Here is a 19,534-nt window from a genome sequence, read left to right on the forward strand (position 1 = left end):
GGACGCTCCTATGGTTCGTCAAGTGGTCGGGGTGGGGTTTTCGAGTTGTCGGTAGAGGTCGCGAGCGATGTAGCGCTTGAGGCAGCGTCGTGCTTCGCGGATGGTCTTGCCTTGGGTGGTGCGGCGTTCGATGTAGGCGCGGGAGCGGTCTTCGTAGCGGATCCGTGAGAGCGCGATGGTGTGCAGGGCGCGGTTGAGTTGTCGGTCGCCGTAGCGATTGAGCCGGTASCGGGTGGTGGTCTGCCCGCTGTTTGCCGCGATGGGTGCGACGCCGGCGAGCATCGCGAACGCTGCTTCGGAATGGATCCGTCCGGGGTGCGACCACGCGCACAGGACCACGGCTGCGGTGATCGGGCCGACACCGCGTTGTTCGAGCAGGTCCGGACGCCAGCCACGCACGATGTTCGCGATGGCCTTCTCGTGGCTGGTGGCCTCCGCGGTGAGGGTTTGAATCCTGCGGGCCAGGGTCCGCAGGACTGTGATGGTCGTGGTGGTCTCCAGGTCAGCTGTGGCACGCCTGCGCAGCGCGGCTGCGATCTTGACCAGCCCGGTGCCGTTGGCGTCACGGAACCGGGCACGGATCGCCTCGGGTGCGGTCATGACCAGGCTGAACAGTTGTCGTTGAGCATCGCCTGCGGCCTGGACTGCGGAGCGTCGTGCGGCCAGCAACACCGAGAGGGCTTGGCGTTCGGGGCCTGTGCGGGGTGTGCCGAGGCGGGGACGTGCCAAGGCTTCCCGGGCGGCGCGGATCGCGTCGAGGGGGTCCGACTTCGCGCCGTTGCGGCGCTTGGCCCGTTCGGGGCGGTCGAGCTCGATCACGACTTCCTCGCCTTCGAGCAGGTGGCGCGCCAGGCCAGCGCCGTGGCTGCTGGTGCCCTCGATGGCCCACATCCGCAACACAGCGTGAGCATCGGCGAACTCGACCAGCTCGGCGTAGCCCTCGGCGGTGGCCTCGATGGTGATCTCCTCGAGCACCCCGCCGGTGCGGGCATCGATCAGGGCTGCTGAGTGCGTTGCGACGTGGGTGTCGACACCGATCACGATGTCGATGACCTCGCGTAGATCGCAGGGATCGGTCAGACTGGGCATTGCGTCTCTCCTTGCCGGAAGTGGATGCGGAATCCGGTCCGGGCGGAGACTCGGCAGGACTGTGATGAGACACGACAGGCGCGTGAACGCCGGTCGGTCAAGCTCCTGATCAGGCCAGTCGCTCCACCCGGGCCGGGGCCGGCAACCCCGAGCGGACAAGTCCGCTGCAAGGCACGAAGCCAGTCTCGAGATGAGTCACGCCCGTGGTCACCGACCACAGCCCATCACCACCAAGGCTGCATGCCAAGCCTCACAGTCTCGAGACGGCCGCGGGCGGCCTCCTCGACCAACGNAGTCACGCCCGTGGTCACCGACCACAGCCCATCACCACCAAGGCTGCATGCCAAGCCTCACAGTCTCGAGACGGCCGCGGGCGGCCTCCTCGACCAACGGGCCGTCACCAGGTCTCGAGACGGCCGCGGGCGGCCTCCTCGACCAACGGGCCGTCACCGGGTCTCGAGACGGCCGCGGGCGGCCTCCTCGACCAACGACGAGGCGGCGGTCAGCCGGCGAACGGGTCGGGCAGTGCGCCGGGGAGCTTCGCGAGGAGCTCCCGGGCCTGCGCGGCGCCCTTGTGCTCGACGAGCACCTCGTAGCGGGTCGCGACGACGGCGCTGACGGAGGAGAAGTCGCGCTGGCCGCGGGACATCGCGTAGCCGACCAGGGCCATGATCACGCCGAAGCCGGCGCCGAGCAGCATGGTCGAGCCGATCACCGCGAGGGTGTTCTCGTCGGTGAAGATGCTGAAGACCAGTCCGATGAACAGGCCGAGCCAGATCCCGGACATGACCCCTCCGGCAGCGACGCGACCGGTGGTGAGGCGACCGGTGATCCGCTCGATCCGCTTGAGGTCGGTGCCGACGATCATGCACTGCTCGACGGGGAACTTCTCGTCGGCGAGGAAGTCGACGGTGCGCTGCGCGGCGGCGTAGTCGTCGTACACCGCGAGGGACTGGGGGAACTCCAGCTTGAGGGGCGAGCCGGCGCCCAGGGGCGGGCGAGTGGGATTGCTCATGCTCCCAGTGTGCCCCGCGTCCGTCGGCTGGCCGCGGAATCGGTGCGCGGCTCCACCACCACTAGACTCACGGCCGTGGCCCGAGTCGTCGTAGCTGTCATGCCGAAGCCCGAGATCCTCGACCCGCAGGGGAAGGCGGTGCTGGGCGCTCTGCCCCGCCTCGGCTTCGCCGGCGTGAGCGAGGTCCGTCAGGGAAAGCGCTTCGAGATCGAGATCGAGGGTGACGTCACCGACGCCGTCCTCGCCGAGGTGAACAAGATGGCCGAGACGCTGCTCTCGAACCCGGTCATCGAGGACTACGCCGTCACGGTCGAGGCCTCCGCGTGAAGGTCGGGGTCGTCACCTTCCCGGGCTCGCTCGACGACGTGGACGCGCAGCGCGCGGTCCGCATCGGCGGCAACGAGGCCGTGGCCCTGTGGCACGGTGACGCCGACCTCAAGGGTGTCGACGCCGTCATCCTGCCCGGCGGCTTCTCGTACGGCGACTACCTCCGCTGCGGTGCCATCTCGCGCTTCGCCCCGGTCATGGACAAGGTCGTCGAGGCGGCAGGCGCCGGCATGCCGGTGCTCGGCATCTGCAACGGCTTCCAGATCCTCTGCGAGTCCCACCTGCTGCCCGGTGCGCTGATCCGCAACGATCACCGCAAGTTCGTGTGCCGTGACCAGCTGCTGCGCATCGAGAACAACCGCACTCCCTGGACCTCGGCGTACGACGCCGGCCAGGAGATCCGCATCGTGCTGAAGAACGGCGAGGGCGGCTTCGTCGCCGACGCGCCGACCCTGGAGCGGCTCGAGGGCGAGGGCCAGGTCGTGGCGCGCTACCTCGAGATGAACCCCAACGGTTCGATGAACGAGATCGCCGGGATCACCAACGAGCGCGGCAACGTGGTCGGGCTGATGCCGCACCCCGAGCACGCGGTCGAGGAGCTCACCGGCAGCGGCCTCGACGGCCTCGGCTTCTTCACCTCGCTGGTCGAGGCGAGCTTCGCCTGACCCGCCGGATCCGGCCGGTCAGTGTCGACCGGCCTGGATCCGCACCCAGGTGTCGGTGTTCAGGACACTGCCGGAGGGCAGGCCGACCCGCGACCGGTAGGTCTTGACGTAGCCGGACATCGCGCCGTCGTACACGCCGTTGACCTGGATCTTCACCGACGGCATCGCGGCCTGCAGTGCGCGCTGCGCGCGGCGCACGTAGACACCCGTCGACCCGGGCTTGAGGACCGGACGGCTGCCGATCGAGAGCAGGATCATCCAGTCGCGCACGCTCCACGTGGCGCTGCGGGGATAGCCGCGGACGTTCTGCCAGCGGGTCGTGGCCGCCAGTGTCGCGGCGTCGAAGACGCCGGTGATCTCGCCGCGGTGGAAGCCGCGCACGGCCAGCAGGCACTGCAGGGCACGGGTCTGCGCGATCGAGGGGGTGTACGTCGCGCTGGGCGCGCGCAGGGCGCCGTAGCGGGCGAGGTCGATCTTGTAGCCGCGGCAGCGCTCGTCCAGCTGCGGGACCCGGCCGGGGCCGAGGTCGAGGTAGTTGCGGTCGATGTTGATCGTCACGCCGCCCCAGGTCTCGTTGTGCCCGCCCTGGTACTGCTTGACCCGACGGCCCGGCATCCAGGCGCTGGACGCGAGGTACTGCGTCGAGACGGCCACGCCGGGCTTGCCGTCCCAGCGAGCGATCCACAGCGTGTCGGGCAGCAGGAAGCCGGCGCTGTTGTTGCGGCGGAGGTCGTCGAGCATCTTGATGCCCGAGCCGGCGCTGGAGTAGAAGCCGGACAGGTAGCCGCGCTGGTGGAGGCGCTGGGTCCAGGCGTGCACGAAGCGGATGGCGGAGTTCTTGCAGCGCGAGTTCCCGATGTCGAAGGCTTCGAGGTCGTAGAACAGGGTGCTCTTGGGAACGATGCCGAGCTTCGTGGCGGCGGCGACCGCTCGGTCGGCCTCGAGGCGTCCCTGCGCGACGGCCTTGGCGTAGCCGTCGGTCGGGTCCGGGTTGATCGTCGGGTCGTCCTTGTACTTCGGGTAGCGCGCGGAGCAACTGGCCTGGGGGCCGAGCGTGATGGGCAGCAGCCGCCAGCCGCGGGCCAGCTGCTGGGTGACCCAGGCGGGCGTGAGGTTCGGCTGGCTGCGGCAGGCACGGGAGTTGCCCGAGATGTAGATGCCCACCGACATGAACGGCGAGTGCTCCATCCAGGCGTCCATCTTGGCCTGGGTCGGCGTCAGGCACTGGTCGAACCCGTAGCCCGAGAAGTTGCCCGGGGTCGGCTTGTTGGTGCTCGCTGCGGCCAGGTCGGCGGCCGGCCGGTCGTCGTCGCTGCGCAGGGGCGCGAGCAGGGCGAGGCCGAGCACGGCGGCGAGCAACGCGCAGAGGAAGGTGAACCGGGCTGGCATGGCGGGTAACTCCAGGGGAAGTAGGGGTCGAGCCGTCGGGAGCCACGTCACGATAACCTCAACAGTCACACAAGTAACAGGCATCGGCGTGAACTACAGGCCTGTAATTCGCCGGGCCGAGCCCGGTGACCCATCTCATGGGGGAGCGGGCGGAGGGCCCGGGCGCTGAGGCCGATAGATTTGACCCGTGGCCGACACTGCTTCTGGACCGACCCGTACGACGCTCGACACCGTGGCCGTTGCGGCCGCCGATCCCGGTCGCGACCAGCCGTGGTCCGAGCTCGGTCTGAAGAGCGACGAGTACGACCGGATCAAGCAGATCCTCGGCCGTCGACCCACCGGCGCCGAGCTCGCGATGTACTCCGTCATGTGGAGCGAGCACTGCTCCTACAAGTCCTCCAAGGTCCACCTCAAGCAGTTCGGCGAGATCCCCCAGGTGACGCCCATCGGCCCGATGCTCGCCGGCATCGGCGAGAACGCCGGCGTCCTCGACATCGGCCAGGGCTACGCCGTCAGCTTCAAGGTCGAGAGCCACAACCACCCGTCGTACGTCGAGCCCTACCAGGGCGCCGCGACCGGCATCGGCGGCATCGTCCGCGACATCATCGCGATGGGCGCCCGCCCGGTCGCGGTGATGGACCCGCTGCGCTTCGGCCCGCTCGACGCCGACGACACCCACCGTGTGCTGCCCGGGATCGTGGCCGGCGTCGGTGGCTACGGCAACTGCCTGGGTCTGCCCAACATCGGCGGCGAGGCCGTCTTCGACGAGACCTACCTCGGCAACCCGCTCGTCAACGCGCTCTGCGTCGGCGTGATGCGCCACGAGGACCTGCACCTCGCCAAGGCGTCCGGCGAGGGCAACCTCGTCGTCCTGTACGGCGCCCGCACGGGTGGCGACGGCATCGGCGGCGTCTCGGTGCTCGCCTCGGAGACGTTCGACGAGGACGGTCCGGCCAAGCGCCCGAGCGTCCAGGTCGGCGACCCCTTCATGGAGAAGCTGCTCATCGAGTGCACCCTCGAGCTGTTCCGGGCCGGCGTCGTCGCCGGCATCCAGGACCTCGGCGGTGCCGGTCTGTCCTGCGCGACCTCCGAGCTCGCGTCGGCCGGTGACGGTGGCATGCACGTCCACCTCGACAAGGTGCCGCTGCGCGACTCGACCCTCTCGCCGGAGGAGATCCTCATGAGCGAGAGCCAGGAGCGGATGATGGCGGTCGTTGAGCCCGCCGACATCGACGCGTTCCTCGCGATCACCACCAAGTGGGACGTCGAGGCCGCGGTCATCGGCGAGGTCACCGAGACCGGCCGCCTGCTCATCGACTGGCACGGCGAGACCGTCGTCGACGTCCCGCCGCGCACCGTCGCCCACGACGGCCCCGTCTACGAGCGGCCCTTCGCCCGACCGCAGTGGCAGGACGCCCTGCAGGCCGACGGCGCCGAGAAGCTCGCCCGGCCCACCACCGGCGCCGAGCTCCGCGCCACGCTCCTGCAGCTGGTCGCCAGCCCCAACCTCTGCGACAAGTCGTGGATCACCGACCAGTACGACCGCTACGTCCAGGGCAACACCGTCCTGTCGCAGCCGTCCGACAGCGGCATGGTCCGCGTCGACGAGGAGACCCACCTGGGCGTCTCCCTCGCCACCGACTGCAACGGTCGCTTCGCCAAGCTCGACCCGTACGCCGGCGCGCAGCTCGCGTTGGCCGAGGCCTACCGCAACGTCGCCACCGGCGGCGCCCTGCCGCTCGCGGTCAGCGACTGCCTCAACTTCGGCTCGCCCGAGGACTCCGACGTGATGTGGCAGTTCGCCGAGGCCTGCCGTGGCCTGAAGGACGCCTGCCTCGAGCTCGGCATCCCGGTCACCGGCGGCAACGTCAGCCTCTACAACCAGACCGGCGAGACGGCCATCCTGCCGACGCCGGTGGTGGCCGTCCTCGGTGTGATCGAGGACGTGCGTCGCCGTACCCCGTCGGTCTTCCAGGCGGCCGGTGAGCAGGTCGTCCTGCTCGGCACCACCCGCGAGGAGCTGTCCGGCTCGGAGTGGGCGAACGTCGTCCACGGCCACCTCGGCGGTCTCCCTCCGGCGGTCGACCTGGGCGCCGAGCGTGACCTCGCGCGGCTCCTCAAGGACCTGGTCGGCGTCGCGACGAGCGCCCACGACCTGTCCGACGGCGGTCTGGCCCAGTCCCTCGCGGAGGCGGCCATGGTCAGCGGGATCGGTGCGACCGTCAGCCTCGAGGGCGACGCGTTCCTCGGCCTGTTCGCCGAGTCCACGGCCCGCGCGATCGTGACCGTCCCGACTGCCGCGCTCGCCGAGCTCCGCACGCTGGCCGAGCGCCACGGCGTGCCGCTCACCGAGATCGGTGTCACCGGCGGCGACAGCCTCGCGGTCGAGGGTCAGTTCGACCTCGACCTGACCGAGCTGCGCACGGCCTGGAGCGCGACCCTGCCCGCTGCGCTCGGTTCCTGACCGAGCGCCACGGTGGTCGATCAGCGCAGCTTGACGCTGATCGTGCCCTCGATCTCGACGGTGCGCTTGCCCTCGCCGCCACCCCACAGGGAGCTCAGGGTGAGCTCGTAGCCCTGGTCGACCCGGAGCCGCTCGGACGTGTCCTCGTCGGCCTCGAAGATCAGGTGGTAGACCGAGGTGCAGCCACCCCGCTCGGGGTCGGGGCACGCTGAGAACTCACGGTCCTCGATCACCTTCGTGGGCTTCTCCTTGCCCAGCCGGAAGGTCGACTCGACGGCGGACGCCACGTAGATCGCGCCGGAACGGAGGTCGGCGGCGATCACGTCGTAGCGACGGGCCACGGTGCTGATCGTGACGACCCGCCATGCGGTGCCCTCGGGGGCCCAGGCGCCGCCGGCGTACGGGATGTCGGCGCTGCGGGTGATGTTGCAGGAGAAGTCGCCCAGGCGGGCCAGCTTGGGGAGGTCGAACTCGGCCTGGTTGGTGCAGGAGGCGGTGCGCTCCTTGCGGGGCTTGAGCTCGTAGAGCGGGGCGGCCAGTCCGGCCTCGCGGTCCCCGGTGGCCAGGTCGACGGTCTGGATGACGTCGTCGAACTCGACGGAGAGGGTTGCCTCCTTCGCGTCCGCAAGGTCCCCGGTGACCAGGACGTAGAAGGACTCGGCGCCCTCGCCGGTCGACTCGGGGGAGGGCAGGCGGTACTTCGCGCCGTCGGCGACCAGGTCGATGACCGGGCGGGTGTCGGTGTCGAGGTAGTCGGCGTAGTCGCCGAACGTGCCGGCGTCGTACTGCCAGGTGATCGGCACGAACGCACTGTTCTCGGGTGCGGTGACCGGCTCGAGCTGGCGGGTGTCGTTGGCGTCGAGCTCGGTGCTCGCCTCGCCCATGCTGACCTCGAGGCGACCGATGGGGAGCGCGATGCTCGACTTCTGCCCGTCCTGGATGAACTGGTCGTCCTGGCGGGCTCCGATGATGTCGCCGACGGTCACGCCGTCGTCGCCACCGCAGGCGGCGAGGGCGGGCATGACGGCGAGCAGGCCGAGGACGGCTGCAGCGGGTCGGCGGAGGCGCATGAGCGCCATTGTGACAGTCAGATCGCGACGGCCGGAGCCGGTTCCGGGATGCGCGGCCACTCGGCGGGCCGCGGGACCGTCCGCACGGACCGGGAGAGGGTGGGGATCAGGGCGACCACGGCGGTGATCGCCGACAGGACGAGCACGGCCTGGCCGCCGCCCAGCACGGACAGCAGGAGGCCTGCGAGTGCGGGCGCCAGCGGCATCGAGAGCATCGAGGTGAACTGCATCGTCGACTGGACCCGTCCGATCAGCTCGGGCGGGGTGATCGCCATCCGGTACGAGCCGATGCCCGCGTTGCCCGCCGGGTTGAGGAACATGCCCGCCGACGCGGCGAGGGCCATCGCCCAGGGGTGGTTCCACAGTGCGAGGGGCAGGGAGAGCGGGACGAAGCTCCACGCCACGAGGACGGTGAGGCGGCCGGTCGCGAAGCGGTCGATCAGCCACGGCGCGGCCAGGGCGCCGAGGATCCCGAAGCCGCCGATCGCGGCCTCGACCAGGCCGATCTGCCACGCGGGGAAGCCGGCCTCGATCAGTCGCAGGAGCGAGACGAAGAAGAGTGCGTTGACCGCGAGGTTCGCCGCGGGCGACCACACCAGCAGGACGCGCAGGAACGGTCGCGCCCAGAGGAAGCGCAGACCTTCCCCGAGGTCCCGCAGCGGCCGGGAGGTGCCGGTGCCGGGACGCGGGGAGAGGTCGGCCCGGACCCTGCCGAGCAGGAGCCAGCCCACGGCGTAGGTGATGACGTCGGCGGCGAAGGGTGCCCATCGGGCGAGGGTGAAGAGCGCTCCGCCGAGCGGACCGCCGAGCAGGGCCGCGACGTGCTGGCGGGCCTGCTGCTGGCTCAGCGCGGTTGGCAGCTCCTCGCGACTGACGATGCTGCGGATGGCGGAGTACTCCGCCGGGCTGAAGAGCCCGGTCGCGACGCCAGTGGTCAGCGCGACGAGGAGCAGGTGCGCCATGGTCAGCGTGCCGGTGATGCCGGCGACCACGAGCGTCCCGTAGAGGACCACGCCGGCGCCGAGGGAGAAGCGCATCAGGCGCAGCCGGTGCCAGCGGTCGGCCAGGACCCCGGCCGGCAGCAGCATCGCGACCATCCCGAGCAGGAAGACCGCTTCGGCCGCAGCGGCCCACAGGGCCGATCCGGTCATCGAGTAGGCGACCAGGGGCATCGCGAAGGTCGTGACGCGCGAGCCGAGCTCGGACACCGTGGCGCCGACCCAGAGCGCGGTGAAGTCGCGGTTCCGGGCGAGTGAGCGGAAGGAGGGCATGTCCGCACCATATGGTGCGCAACAATCAATGCGCAAGATGTGTTGCGCAACTTGTGGTGCGCATGTCGCTACGCTGTCGCCATGGTCATGTACGACGACCCGCGGATCCTGCGCGCGATCGCCCACCCCACCCGCAACCGGGTCCTGCACGAGCTCTCCGCCGCCGGGTCTTTGCGTGCGGCCGACGTCGCCCGCCGCATCGAGGTGCCCGCCAACCAGGCGAGCTTCCACCTGCGCCAGCTCGCGAAGTACGGCCTCGTGGAGGAGGACCCCGACGGCGGGCGCGACCGCCGCGACCGGATGTGGCGCCTGGTCGACGCCGACGGGATCCGGTTCCGCACCTCCGACATGCTCGCCCAGCCGGGCGGCCGCGCGGCGTTCGCCGTCTTCAAGCGCAACACCGTCGAGTGGGGCCGCCACCTCGTCGAGCGGGCGCTCGCGCACGAGGACGGCCACACCGACCGCAAGAGCGTCTCGGAGTGGTCGGTGCTGATGAGCCCCGACGAGGCCGAGCAGCTGATGGAGGACCTGACCGAGGTCATCGAGCGCTACCGTGCCGTCGGTCGCGAGGGCGGCATCGACGCCGGCCGCGAGACCTACTCGGTCTTCCAGCTCATCCAGCCCTACCCCGACCTGCCGGCGGAGGAGGGCTGATGCCCGCTCGCCTGCGCCCCGCGGATCCCGCGGAGGTGGCCGCTGCCCTGGCCCGGGTCGCGGCAGCTGCCGACGGGGCCGACGAGCCCCAGCGCGCCGACCTGCGCCTGCTCACCAAGCACTACCTCGCGGTCCTCGAGACCCGCGCTCCCGGCCGCTCGGTGGAGGTCCGGGTGCCGCCGTACGCCGCCGTCCAGGTCATCGAGGGAGTACGCCACACGCGGGGTACTCCTCCGGCCGTCGTCGAGATGGTCGCGGCCACCTGGATCGCGCTCGCGTCGGGTGCGCTGGAGTGGTCCGCCGCGGTGGGAAGCGGCCAGGTCCACGCCAGCGGCGAGCGCACCGACCTGACGGCGTACCTGCCGTTGGAGTAGCGCTGGTCGGGTCACATAGGTTGGCTCCCATGACCGGACCTGTCTCCACCTCTGACCTGCGTACGCGTCTCGCCGAGCTCCTCCCGGGTGTCCGATCGGACCTCGAGGCGCTCGTCCGCATCCCGTCGGTCAGCGCTGACCCTGCCCGTCTCGACCAGGTCGAGCTGAGTGCCCGTGCCACCGCGGACCTGTTCGCGGCCGAGGGCGTGGACGTCGAGATCGTGCGTGCCTTCGACGGCGCCCCGCCGGCCGTGATCGGCCACCGCGCAGGTCCCGAGGGTGCGCCCACCGTGCTGCTCTACGCCCACCACGACGTCCAGCCCGAGAACGACCACGCCGAGTGGGACAGCCCGCCGTGGGAGCCGACCGAGCGCGACGGCCGTCTCTACGCCCGCGGCGCGGCCGACGACAAGGCCGGCATCGTCACGCACGTGGCCGCCCTGCGCGCGTTCGGCGACGAGCTCCCGGTGTCGGTGAAGGTGTTCATCGAGGGGGAGGAGGAGGTCGGTTCCGACACCCTCCCCGCACTTCTCGAGACCTATCAGGACCGCCTGGCCGCCGACGTCATCGTGATCGCCGACTCCGGCAACTGGGACATCGGCGTGCCTGCCCTGACCACCTCGCTTCGCGGACTGGTCCGCGTCGACGTCGAGGTCCGCACCCTCACCCACGCCGTGCACTCCGGCATGTGGGGCGGTCTGGTCCCGGACGCCCTGATCACCCTGTCGCGCCTCATCTCGACCCTCCACGACGACCGCGGCAACGTCGCCATCGAGGGCCTGCACTCCGGTCCTGCGGCCGACGTCGACTACCCCGAGGACCGGCTCCGCGCCGAGTCCGGTGCCGCGGCCGGCATCGAGTGGATCGGCGAGGGCTCGGCGGTCGAGCGGCTGTGGACCAAGCCGGCGCTCAGCATCACCGGACTGGACGCCCCCAAGGTCGACGGCGCGTCCAACACCCTGGTCCCCGCTGCGCGCGCCAAGATCTCCCTGCGCATCGCGCCCGGGGACACCACCGCCAACGCGCTCGCCTGCCTGCAGCGCCATCTCGAGGCCAACGTCGCCTGGGGTGCCACCCTGACCACCACGGTCGTCGACACCGGTGAGGCCACCCAGATCGATGCGACCGGTCCGGCGTACGACGCCGCCCGGTCGGCGTTCCAGGAGGCCTGGGACGGCACCGCCCCGGTCGACATGGGCGTCGGTGGCTCGATCCCGTTCATCGCCGAGTTCCTCGAGACGTTCCCGCAGGCGTCCGTGCTCGTCACCGGCGTGGAGGACCCCGACACCCGCGCCCACGGCCCGAACGAGGGCCTGCACCTGGCCGAGTTCGAGAAGGTCCTGCTCGCCGAGACACTGCTGCTCCGCAACCTCGCGGGCTGACGGGGCCCCGCGGGACAAAAGTAGACTGATTCAGTAGAGTTAGTCGGGTGACCGCCACCGACACCCCTCTCAGCACCTCCGGACCGACCGCGACCAGCCAGCGCGTGGCTGTCATCGGCGGCGGTGCGAGCGGGGTGCTGACGGCGATCAACCTGCTGGTGCGCTCCGACGATCCCTCGCTCGAGGTGGTCATCCACGAGGCGAGCGGCATCGTCGGTCGCGGCATCGCGTACGGCACCAACGACCAGCGCCACCTGCTCAACGTGCGCGCCCGGCACATGAGCGCCTTCCCCGACTCGCCCTCCGACCTGCTCGACTGGGCCCTGCGCACCGGCCGCAGCAGCGACCCGCAGGGCTTCCTGCCGAGGGCGGACTTCGCGATCTACCTCCAGGACCGTCTGGCCGACGTCGCTGACGACCGGCTCCGGGTCCGGGCCGGCCGGGTCCAGGACATCGTCGCGACCGCGAACGGCTTCGAGATCGTCACCGAGCGCTCCCGCTCCACGGCGGCGGCGGTCGTGCTCTGTCACGGCAACCAGCCACCCCGGCCCCTCCGGGTCGAGGGTCAGGACCTGCCGGACGCACCGTGGCACGTCGCGAACCCGTGGGAGCTGAGCCGGCTCCGGGCCCTGCCGGCCGATGCGTCCGTGGTCGTCGTCGGCACCGGCCTGACCGCCGTCGACACCGTCATCACCCTGCTCGAGGACAGCGCCGAGCGGAAGGTCACCATGCTCAGCCGTCGCGGCCGGCTCCCCAAGCCGCACGTCGGCCAGGCGCACACGGCGTGGGTGACGAAGGTTCCCGAGGGTCCGCTGAGCGCCGACGGGCTGGCCGAGGCGGTGGCCGATGAGTGCCGGGCCGCCGCCGAGCGCGGGGTCGGCTGGCGGGCCGTCGTCGACGGCCTCCGCCCGGCGACCCAGGACCTGTGGCGACGCCTTCCGCACGCGGAGCGGGTCCGCTTCCTCCAGGTGCACGCCCGTGAGTGGGAGGTCCGCCGGCACCGGATGGCGCCGGACGTCGCGCTGCGCCTGCAGCGCTACCGCTACGAGGGTCGCCTCGCGATCCGTGCCGGCACCCTCGCCGACGTCGTGGACCGCGGGCAGCGGTGTCAGGTCACCACCGACCCCGCAGGGGTGTACGACGTCGACGCGATCGTGAACTGCACCGGCCCCCTCGCCGACGTCCGGGAGAGCCAGGACCCGCTGCTGCGTTCGTTGCTCGCGAGGGGCGCCGCCGGCCCGGACCCGCTCGCGCTCGGCCTCGACGCGACCGACGACGGACGCCTGCGCGGTGCCGACGGCCGGGTGGTCGACGGCGCCTACGTCGTCGGCCCGCCGCGCAAGGGCACGCTGTGGGAGTCGACCGCGATCCCCGAGATCCGCGCGCAGGCAGCGCAGGTCGCTGCCGCAGTGGTGGAACGCACGTCTCGCCGGAGCCTCGCGAACTGAGCTCACGAGCCGATCGCCGGTAGGCTTCACGACGTGTGCGGAGTCTTCGGCGTATGGGCCCCGGGTGAAGATGTCGCCAAGCTGACCTACTTCGGTCTCTACTCGTTGCAGCACCGCGGGCAGGAGTCCGCGGGCATCTCGGTCAGCAACGGGCGACAGATCCTGGTCTACAAGGACATGGGACTCGTTTCCCAGGTCTTCGACGAGAACACCCTCGCGTCGTTCCGCGGCCACCTGGCCGTCGGTCACTGCCGCTACTCCACCACCGGTGCGAGCACCTGGCAGAACGCGCAGCCGACCTTCCGTCCGACCGAGCACGGCTCGATCGCGCTCGGCCACAACGGCAACCTGATCAACACCGCCGAGCTCGCCGACATGGTCTCGGCGCTGCCGAGCGACGAGGGCGAGCTGGACATCCACGCGCGCAACCTCGAGGCCGCCACCAACGACACCAGCCTGGTCACCGCGCTGCTGGCGCACCACCCCGACCAGTCGCTCGAGACCCGCGCGCTCGAGCTCCTCCCGCAGGTCCGGGGCGCCTTCTCGTTCGTCTTCATGAACGAGAACACCCTGTACGCCGCCCGCGACCCCGAGGGCATCCGCCCGCTCATGCTCGGCCGGCTCGACCGCGGCTGGGTCGTGGCGAGCGAGGACGCGGCGCTGGCCACGATCGGCGCGAGTGTCGTGCGCGAGGTCGAGCCCGGCGAGCTGCTCGTCATCGACGAGGACGGCCTGCGCTCCCACAAGTTCGCCGAGCCGCGCCGCAAGGGCTGCGTGTTCGAGTACGTCTACCTCGCCCGTCCCGACGCCACCATCGCCGGCCGCAGCGTGCACGAGGCACGGGTCGAGATGGGCCGCCAGCTGGCCCGCGAGTTCCCTGTCGACGCCGACCTGGTGATCCCGGTCCCGGAGTCGGGCACGCCTGCCGCTGCCGGCTACGCACTGGAGAGCGGCATCCCGTTCGGCCAGGGCTTCGTCAAGAACGCCTATGTCGGACGTACCTTCATCCAGCCCAGCCAGACCCTGCGCCAGCTCGGCATCCGGCTCAAGCTGAACGCGCTGGAGCACATGATCCGCGGCAAGCGGATCGTCGTGGTCGACGACTCGATCGTGCGTGGCAACACCCAGCGTGCCCAGGTCCGGATGCTCCGCGAGGCCGGCGCGGCCGAGGTCCACGTGAGGATCTCCAGCCCGCCGGTGAAGTGGCCCTGCTTCTACGGCATCGACTTCGCCACGCGCGCCGAGCTGATCGCCAACGGCCTGACCCCCGACGAGATCGCCGCCAGCGTCGGTGCCGACAGCGTCGGCTACATCTCGCTCGAGGGCATGATCGAGGCCACCCGCCAGCCGGAGCCGACCCTCTGCACCGCGTGCTTCACCGGGAAGTACCCCATCGAGCTGCCCGACGAGAGCCTGCTCGGCAAGCACCTCCTCGAGGCCACGCTCGAGCCGAGCACCCACGGCGAGGCACTGCCCGTCTTCAACAATCCCTGACGGAGAACCATGAGCAACGACAACGCCTACGCCCGCGCCGGGGTCGACATCGAGGCCGCTGACCGCGCCATCGACCTGATGAAGGAATGGATCGAGAAGGCGCGTCGCCCCGAGATGCTGGGTGGGCTCGGCGGGTTCGCCGGCCTCTTCGACGCCTCGGCACTGCTGTCGTACAAGCGCCCCCTGCTCGCGACCTCCACCGACGGTGTCGGCACGAAGGTCGCCGTCGCGCAGATGATGGACAAGCACGACACGATCGGCTTCGACCTGGTCGGCATGGTCGTGGACGACCTCGTCGTCTGCGGTGCCGAGCCGCTGTTCATGACCGACTACATCGCCACCGGCAAGGTCGTCCCGGAGCGCATCGCGGCGATCGTCAAGGGCATCGCCGAGGCGTGCCTGGAGGCCGGCTGCGCCCTCGTGGGCGGCGAGACCGCGGAGCACCCGGGCCTGCTCGCGCCCGACGAGTACGACGTCGCGGGCGCCACGACCGGCGTGGTCGAGGCGGGCGCGCTGCTCGGCCCCGGCCGGGTGCGCCCCGGCGACGTCGTGATCGCCATGGCGGCCAGCGGCCTGCACTCCAACGGCTACTCCCTGGCGCGCCACGTGTTCTTCACCCAGGCCGGGTGGAGCGTGGACCGTCACGTCGAGGAGTTCGGCCGCACCCTCGGCGAGGAGCTGCTCGAGCCGACCCGGCTCTACACGAAGCCGTCGCTGGCGATCGCCCGCGAGACCGAGACGCACGCGATGGCCCACGTCACCGGTGGCGGCCTCGCGAACAACCTGGCCCGGGTGATGCCGCCCGAGCTCAAGGCGACCCTCGACCGCTCGACCTGGACCCCCGGCGCCGTCTTCGACGTCGTGCGCACGCTCGGGGAGGTCCCGCAGGCCGATCTTGAGGCCACCCTCAACTGTGGCGTCGGCATGGTCGCCCTCGTCGCACCTGACTCCGTCGACGCCGCGATCGCCCGGCTGGGCGACTTCGGCGTGTCGGCCTGGGTGGCCGGCGAGGTCGGCGTCGACCCCGAGCTCGAGGGCTCCGTCGAGCTGGTCGGACAGCACGCCGGCTGGTGACCTGCATCTCCCGACCCGCGTTTCGGGAGGGCTGGTGTGGGGGAACAGCCATCGGGCATGTAACGTTGTTCCCACGAGACTCTGATTCAGCAGTCCGGGGCCCGGAGGGTTCCCGGCCAAGTGTGCGAGGGGGCTGGACCCTATGGGCCGCGGCCGTGCGAAAGCCAAGCAGACGAAGGTCGCTCGCGACCTGAAGTACCGCAACCACGACACGGATCTTGGCGCCTTGGCGCGCGAGCTCCATGGCGAGCCGGTTGACCGTGAAGAGGAGGTCGACCCGGAAGTGCTGGAGAAGTGGTCGGACTACTCCGAGCGCAAGGACTGACGCCCGACTCCTCGTGAGTCAGTCCCGGCACTCACCCATGACGATCACGTCGCCGTGGGTGCCGTAGCCCGCGAGCGCACCACCTGACGGCGTACCGTCGAACGTCACCATCCGCCACTCGTCTCCCGGCACTGCCGGGTTGGGCGCGATGACGCTCGGCCACGGGATGTTGGTCGGGTACGGCGCCTCGAGGGTTTCGATCTCGCGCATGGCGAGGTCGAAGACCGGGAACCGTTCGCGGACCCTGCGGGTGTTGTCGCGCCCGTCGCTGGCCAGCACCCGCCAGCCTGCGTCGGTGCGCAGCAGGGTCGTCCCCTCGCTCGCGCGACGGTCCGTGGCAGCGCCCAGCAGGGTGAGCTCCTCCAGCGACGGCCCGCGGGCGAGCAGCGGGTGGAAGTCGAAGAACCGGCGCGCGCTGACGTAGCCGACCAGCCAGGAGCCGTCCTCCTCGCGCGCCAGGTGCGGGTCCCAGACGCCGACGCTGGGGCCGTCGGTGGGCAGGTCGAGGGTGCGGGTCCCGAGCAGGTGCTCCCCGCGGGTGATGTCGGCCTTCGTCTCGGCCAAGGTGATCGCGACCGTGGCGTGTTCGCGCTCGCGCCTGGCCGACGGGAAGTCCGACCAGGTGCTGGTCGCGACGAGCCAGCGCTCGCCGTCGCGCACGACGTGCGTGGCGTGGTCGCCGTAGCCTCCCGGCGCGTCCGGTCGTTGGAAGTACAGCGCGGCACGGTGCCGTACCTCCCCTTGTACGTCGAGTTCCCACAGGGAGGTGTGCGCCGTGCCGAAGAAGCCTGGTCCCGCGCTGGTCGCCGAGAACAACACCGAGCCGTCCGGGAGTCGGTACGCCGATCCGTCGGCGTGCGACACCAGCCGGGTGTCGCGCAGCCCGAGCTGGCCGAACGAGCCGGCCGTCCAGCCGGACACCGTGCCGCGGCCCGAGGCCCAGCCGGCGCTCAGTCCCGCGAGCCAGTCGGCGTCGCGCACGTCCGGCGCGCCCGGCAGCGAGCCGTCCGCGAGGTCGACCCTGCCGCGGACCACCCAGGCGCCGTCCTCGCAGGTCAGCGCGGCGACGTGGGTCCCGGTCAGTGAGAGCGCGAGCCGCGTCGGTGCGCACCGCGGTCGCCCCCGGCGTCGGCTCCGGCGTCGCTCCGTGCCCGCGGGAGTGGTGATCGACAACGAGACCCGGCCGTCGGTGAGCTCGACCGCGAGCTCGGTCCCGTCGGGTCCCAGCAGCCAGGCGCGGGTGGCTCCGTCAGGGCGCTGTGGTGCGAGGGCGATCTCCACGGCGCCGAAGGGCGCCAGCAGCGGGATGGTCCCCGTGCTCGACTGCGGACCCGATGTCGCGACGTACGACTCGGTGATGGCCGCCGATCCGACGACGGCGACCGGACGGTGGCGGGCCGTGATCTTCATGCGGGGCAGCACGGCCTGAGGATCCCATGCCGGACTTCGCCTCGGGGCGGTAGGTTCCGCGCCATGCCCGTCACCCTCACGCCCCTCGCCGGCGGCAACGGCATCGCGCTGGTCTCTGCCCGGCCCGGTCCCGACCTCGCGGCGGCCGGCTGGTCCGAGGTCGAGTACGCCGCCAGCGGCACCTCGCCCGTGCCCTTCACGACCCGCGTGGTGGTCCGGCGACCGGAGTCGGCACCGTTCAGCGGCACCCTCGTCGTCGAGTGGCTCAACGTGAGCTCCGGGTCGGACGCGGCGCCCGACTGGACCTATCTCGCCGACGAGCTGGTCCGGCAGGGGCACGCCTGGGCCGGCGTGTCCGCGCAGTTCAACGGCGTGGAAGGTGGTGCCGCGCTGGTCGCCGTGGAGGGCGCCGCGGCGCAGGGGCTCAAGGGCCTCGACCCGGAGCGCTACGGCGCGCTCGCGCACCCCGGGGACGCCTTTGCCCACGACGTCTTCACCCACGCCGCGCGGGCGGTGGCGGCGCTGGTGGGGGCTGGACAGGTCCTCGCGATCGGGGAGTCGCAGTCGGCGTACCTCCTCACGACGTACGTCAACGAGGTCCACCAGCAGGAGTCCTTCTTCGACGGCTTCCTGATCCACAGCCGCGGCGACGTCGCGGCGCCGGCGGGGGAGGCCGGCTGCGGGATCGACCTGGTGGCAGCTCGTGCCTCCGGTGTCCCGACGCCGATCCGCGACGACCTCGACGTGCCGGTGGTCGTGCTCGAGACCGAGGGGGACCTGCTCGGCCGGATGAACTACGTCGCGGCCCGCCAGCCCGACGGGCCGTTGCTGCGGGTCTGGGAGGTCGCCGGTGCGGCCCATGCCGACCTGTTCCAGATCGGTGACTTCGAGGCGTTCCTGGGCTGCGCGGACCCGGTCAACCGGGGCCAGCAGGTCTACGTCGTGCGGGCCGCCCTGCGTCACCTCGTCGCGTGGGCGGGTGGTGGCCCCGCAGCGCCGTCGGCGAAGCCGCTCGAGATCCGCGACGGCGCCTTCGTGCGCGACGAGGTCGGCAACGTGCGCGGCGGCGTGCGGACGCCCGTGGTCGACGCCGCCGTCGAGGTCCTGGCGGGCGACGCTCCGGGGGCGTCGGTGATCTGTGGGCTGTTCGGGCGCACCCTGGCCCTGCCGGCCGAGGTGCTCCGCGGCCGATGGCGCTCCCACGAGGACTACGCGACGGCGTACGCCGCAGCCGCCGACGCTGCGATCGCCGCCGGCTTCGTGCTCCCCGAGGACCGCGACGCGGTGCTCGGGGAGATGCGCAGCCTCTGAGGATCAGGAGGCGGCGTAGCCGCCGTCCACGAGGTGGTAGCTGCCGGTGATGAAGGTGGCGGCGTCGGATGCGAGGAAGGCGACCAGTGCGGCGACCTCCTCGGACGTGCCGAGCCGGCCGGTGGCGTGCTTCTCGGCGAGTGCCTGCTGGGTCTCGGCGTCGAGGTTGGCCTCGAGCAGCGGCGTGGTGATGAAGCCGGGGCCGACGGCGGTGACCCGCACGCCCTGGCCACTGTGCTCGAGCGCGGCGTTCTTGGTCAGGCCGACCAGTGCGTGCTTGGAGGTGACGTACGCCGACGAGCCGGCGATGCCGACCGAGCCGAGCACGGATCCCATGTTGACGATGGCGCCGCCACCGTTGGCCGCGATGGCGGCGACCTGGGCCCGTACGCCGTAGAAGACGGCATTGAGGTTGATGTCGATGACCCTGCGCCAGGAGTCGACGGGGTACTCGCCGATCGGCGCGTCGGCGCCACCGATGCCGGCGTTGTTGACGGCGATCCGCAGCGGCGCGAGGGCCTCGGCGGCGGTGACCATCGCGGTCGCGACCTCGGGGTCGCCGACGTCGCCGACGAAGGCGGCGGCCGTGCCGCCGGCGGTGGTGATCGCCTCGACGACCGTCGCGGCAGCGGTCTCGTCGATGTCGGCGACCAGCACGGCGGCGCCGTTCGCGGCCAGCAGCTCGGCGACGGCGCGCCCGATGCCGGAGCCTGCTCCGGTGACGATCGCGGAGCGTCCTGCTACGTCGTAGGTGGCCATGTCTTCCTCCGGT

At 71.3% G+C, this 19,534-nt stretch carries 18 protein-coding genes; 11 read left to right on the plus strand and 7 right to left on the minus strand.

The annotated features are described in order from the left end of the window. Positions 1–18 precede the first annotated feature (18 nt). Positions 19–1,089 (minus strand): IS110 family transposase, encoded by a 1,071-nt coding sequence (locus ASE01_RS06445; RefSeq protein ID WP_056749376.1) that lies wholly within the window; start codon positions 1,087–1,089, stop codon positions 19–21. Between the two features lie 502 nt (positions 1,090–1,591). Continuing rightward, positions 1,592–2,104 (minus strand): general stress protein, encoded by a 513-nt coding sequence (locus tag ASE01_RS06450; RefSeq protein ID WP_056749377.1) that lies wholly within the window; start codon positions 2,102–2,104, stop codon positions 1,592–1,594. 75 nt (positions 2,105–2,179) lie between these two features. Between ASE01_RS06450 and purS the strand changes: the two genes are divergently transcribed. Continuing rightward, the gene (gene purS / locus ASE01_RS06455; protein ID WP_056749378.1) at positions 2,180–2,431 is read left to right on the plus strand and encodes a phosphoribosylformylglycinamidine synthase subunit PurS; all 252 of its coding nucleotides are present in this window, start codon (positions 2,180–2,182) and stop codon (positions 2,429–2,431) included. After that, entirely contained in the window at positions 2,428–3,096 is a 669-nt protein-coding gene (gene purQ, locus ASE01_RS06460; RefSeq protein ID WP_056749379.1) for a phosphoribosylformylglycinamidine synthase subunit PurQ, read from the plus strand. The genes purS and purQ overlap by 4 nt, the downstream gene beginning before the upstream one ends. Before the next feature lie 18 nt (positions 3,097–3,114). Here the strand turns inward: purQ and ASE01_RS06465 are convergent, their stop codons facing one another. Then, positions 3,115–4,485 (minus strand): DUF1906 domain-containing protein, encoded by a 1,371-nt coding sequence (locus ASE01_RS06465; RefSeq protein ID WP_056749380.1) that lies wholly within the window; start codon positions 4,483–4,485, stop codon positions 3,115–3,117. A 187-nt stretch (positions 4,486–4,672) separates the two neighbouring features. Here ASE01_RS06465 and purL point away from each other — a divergent pair, with 187 nt between their 5' ends. After that, a complete protein-coding gene (gene purL / locus ASE01_RS06470) occupies positions 4,673–6,949 on the plus strand; it encodes a phosphoribosylformylglycinamidine synthase subunit PurL (RefSeq protein WP_056749381.1) in 2,277 nt (758 codons plus the stop codon). Positions 6,950–6,969: 20 nt separating this feature from the next. On the opposite strand, the gene ASE01_RS06475 is transcribed toward purL, so the two are convergent. Both ASE01_RS06475 and ASE01_RS06480 read right to left on the minus strand, forming a co-directional pair. Further along, positions 6,970–8,019 carry a hypothetical protein gene (locus ASE01_RS06475; protein ID WP_157537137.1) on the minus strand — a complete coding sequence of 350 codons (1,050 nt, stop codon included), beginning with the start codon at positions 8,017–8,019 and terminating at the stop codon, positions 6,970–6,972. A 17-nt stretch (positions 8,020–8,036) separates the two neighbouring features. After that, complete coding sequence (locus tag ASE01_RS06480; RefSeq protein WP_056749383.1) at positions 8,037–9,290, minus strand: MFS transporter; 1,254 nt, start codon at positions 9,288–9,290, stop codon at positions 8,037–8,039. Between the two features lie 81 nt (positions 9,291–9,371). Between ASE01_RS06480 and ASE01_RS06485 the strand changes: the two genes are divergently transcribed. The 7 genes from ASE01_RS06485 (at position 9,372) to ASE01_RS06515 (ending at position 16,041) form a co-directional block, all read left to right on the plus strand. Next, a complete protein-coding gene (locus tag ASE01_RS06485; RefSeq protein WP_056749384.1) occupies positions 9,372–9,944 on the plus strand; it encodes a helix-turn-helix domain-containing protein in 573 nt (190 codons plus the stop codon). Further along, positions 9,944–10,318 (plus strand): sterol carrier family protein, encoded by a 375-nt coding sequence (locus ASE01_RS06490; RefSeq protein WP_056749385.1) that lies wholly within the window; start codon positions 9,944–9,946, stop codon positions 10,316–10,318. Before ASE01_RS06485 ends, ASE01_RS06490 begins: the two co-directional genes overlap by 1 nt. 29 nt (positions 10,319–10,347) lie before the next feature. Then, complete coding sequence (locus ASE01_RS06495) at positions 10,348–11,700, plus strand: dipeptidase (RefSeq protein ID WP_056749386.1); 1,353 nt, start codon at positions 10,348–10,350, stop codon at positions 11,698–11,700. A 47-nt stretch (positions 11,701–11,747) separates the two neighbouring features. After that, positions 11,748–13,148: an FAD/NAD(P)-binding protein gene (locus ASE01_RS06500; protein WP_056749387.1), complete on the plus strand. Its 1,401-nt coding sequence runs from the start codon at positions 11,748–11,750 to the stop codon at positions 13,146–13,148. A gap of 12 nt (positions 13,149–13,160) precedes the next feature. Continuing rightward, the gene (gene purF / locus ASE01_RS06505; protein WP_056749388.1) at positions 13,161–14,642 is read left to right on the plus strand and encodes an amidophosphoribosyltransferase; all 1,482 of its coding nucleotides are present in this window, start codon (positions 13,161–13,163) and stop codon (positions 14,640–14,642) included. Positions 14,643–14,651: 9 nt separating this feature from the next. After that, the gene (purM, locus tag ASE01_RS06510; RefSeq protein WP_056749389.1) at positions 14,652–15,716 is read left to right on the plus strand and encodes a phosphoribosylformylglycinamidine cyclo-ligase; all 1,065 of its coding nucleotides are present in this window, start codon (positions 14,652–14,654) and stop codon (positions 15,714–15,716) included. Positions 15,717–15,858: 142 nt separating this feature from the next. Further along, positions 15,859–16,041 carry a DUF3073 domain-containing protein gene (locus tag ASE01_RS06515; protein WP_056749390.1) on the plus strand — a complete coding sequence of 61 codons (183 nt, stop codon included), beginning with the start codon at positions 15,859–15,861 and terminating at the stop codon, positions 16,039–16,041. 18 nt (positions 16,042–16,059) lie between these two features. Here ASE01_RS06515 and ASE01_RS06520 read toward each other — a convergent pair whose 3' ends face one another. Then, positions 16,060–17,463 (minus strand): hypothetical protein, encoded by a 1,404-nt coding sequence (locus tag ASE01_RS06520; protein ID WP_235535894.1) that lies wholly within the window; start codon positions 17,461–17,463, stop codon positions 16,060–16,062. 51 nt (positions 17,464–17,514) lie between these two features. On the opposite strand from ASE01_RS06520, the gene ASE01_RS06525 reads away from it, so the two are divergent. Then, on the plus strand, positions 17,515–18,762 hold the full coding sequence (locus ASE01_RS06525) for an alpha/beta hydrolase domain-containing protein (RefSeq protein WP_056749392.1): 1,248 nt from the start codon (positions 17,515–17,517) through the stop codon (positions 18,760–18,762). A 3-nt stretch (positions 18,763–18,765) separates the two neighbouring features. Here ASE01_RS06525 and ASE01_RS06530 read toward each other — a convergent pair whose 3' ends face one another. After that, complete coding sequence (locus tag ASE01_RS06530; RefSeq protein ID WP_056749393.1) at positions 18,766–19,521, minus strand: SDR family NAD(P)-dependent oxidoreductase; 756 nt, start codon at positions 19,519–19,521, stop codon at positions 18,766–18,768. Positions 19,522–19,534: the final 13 nt, after the last annotated feature.

The organism is Nocardioides sp. Root190 (genome assembly GCF_001428565.1).
In the GTDB taxonomy this organism is placed as follows: Bacteria; Actinomycetota; Actinomycetes; order Propionibacteriales; family Nocardioidaceae; genus Nocardioides.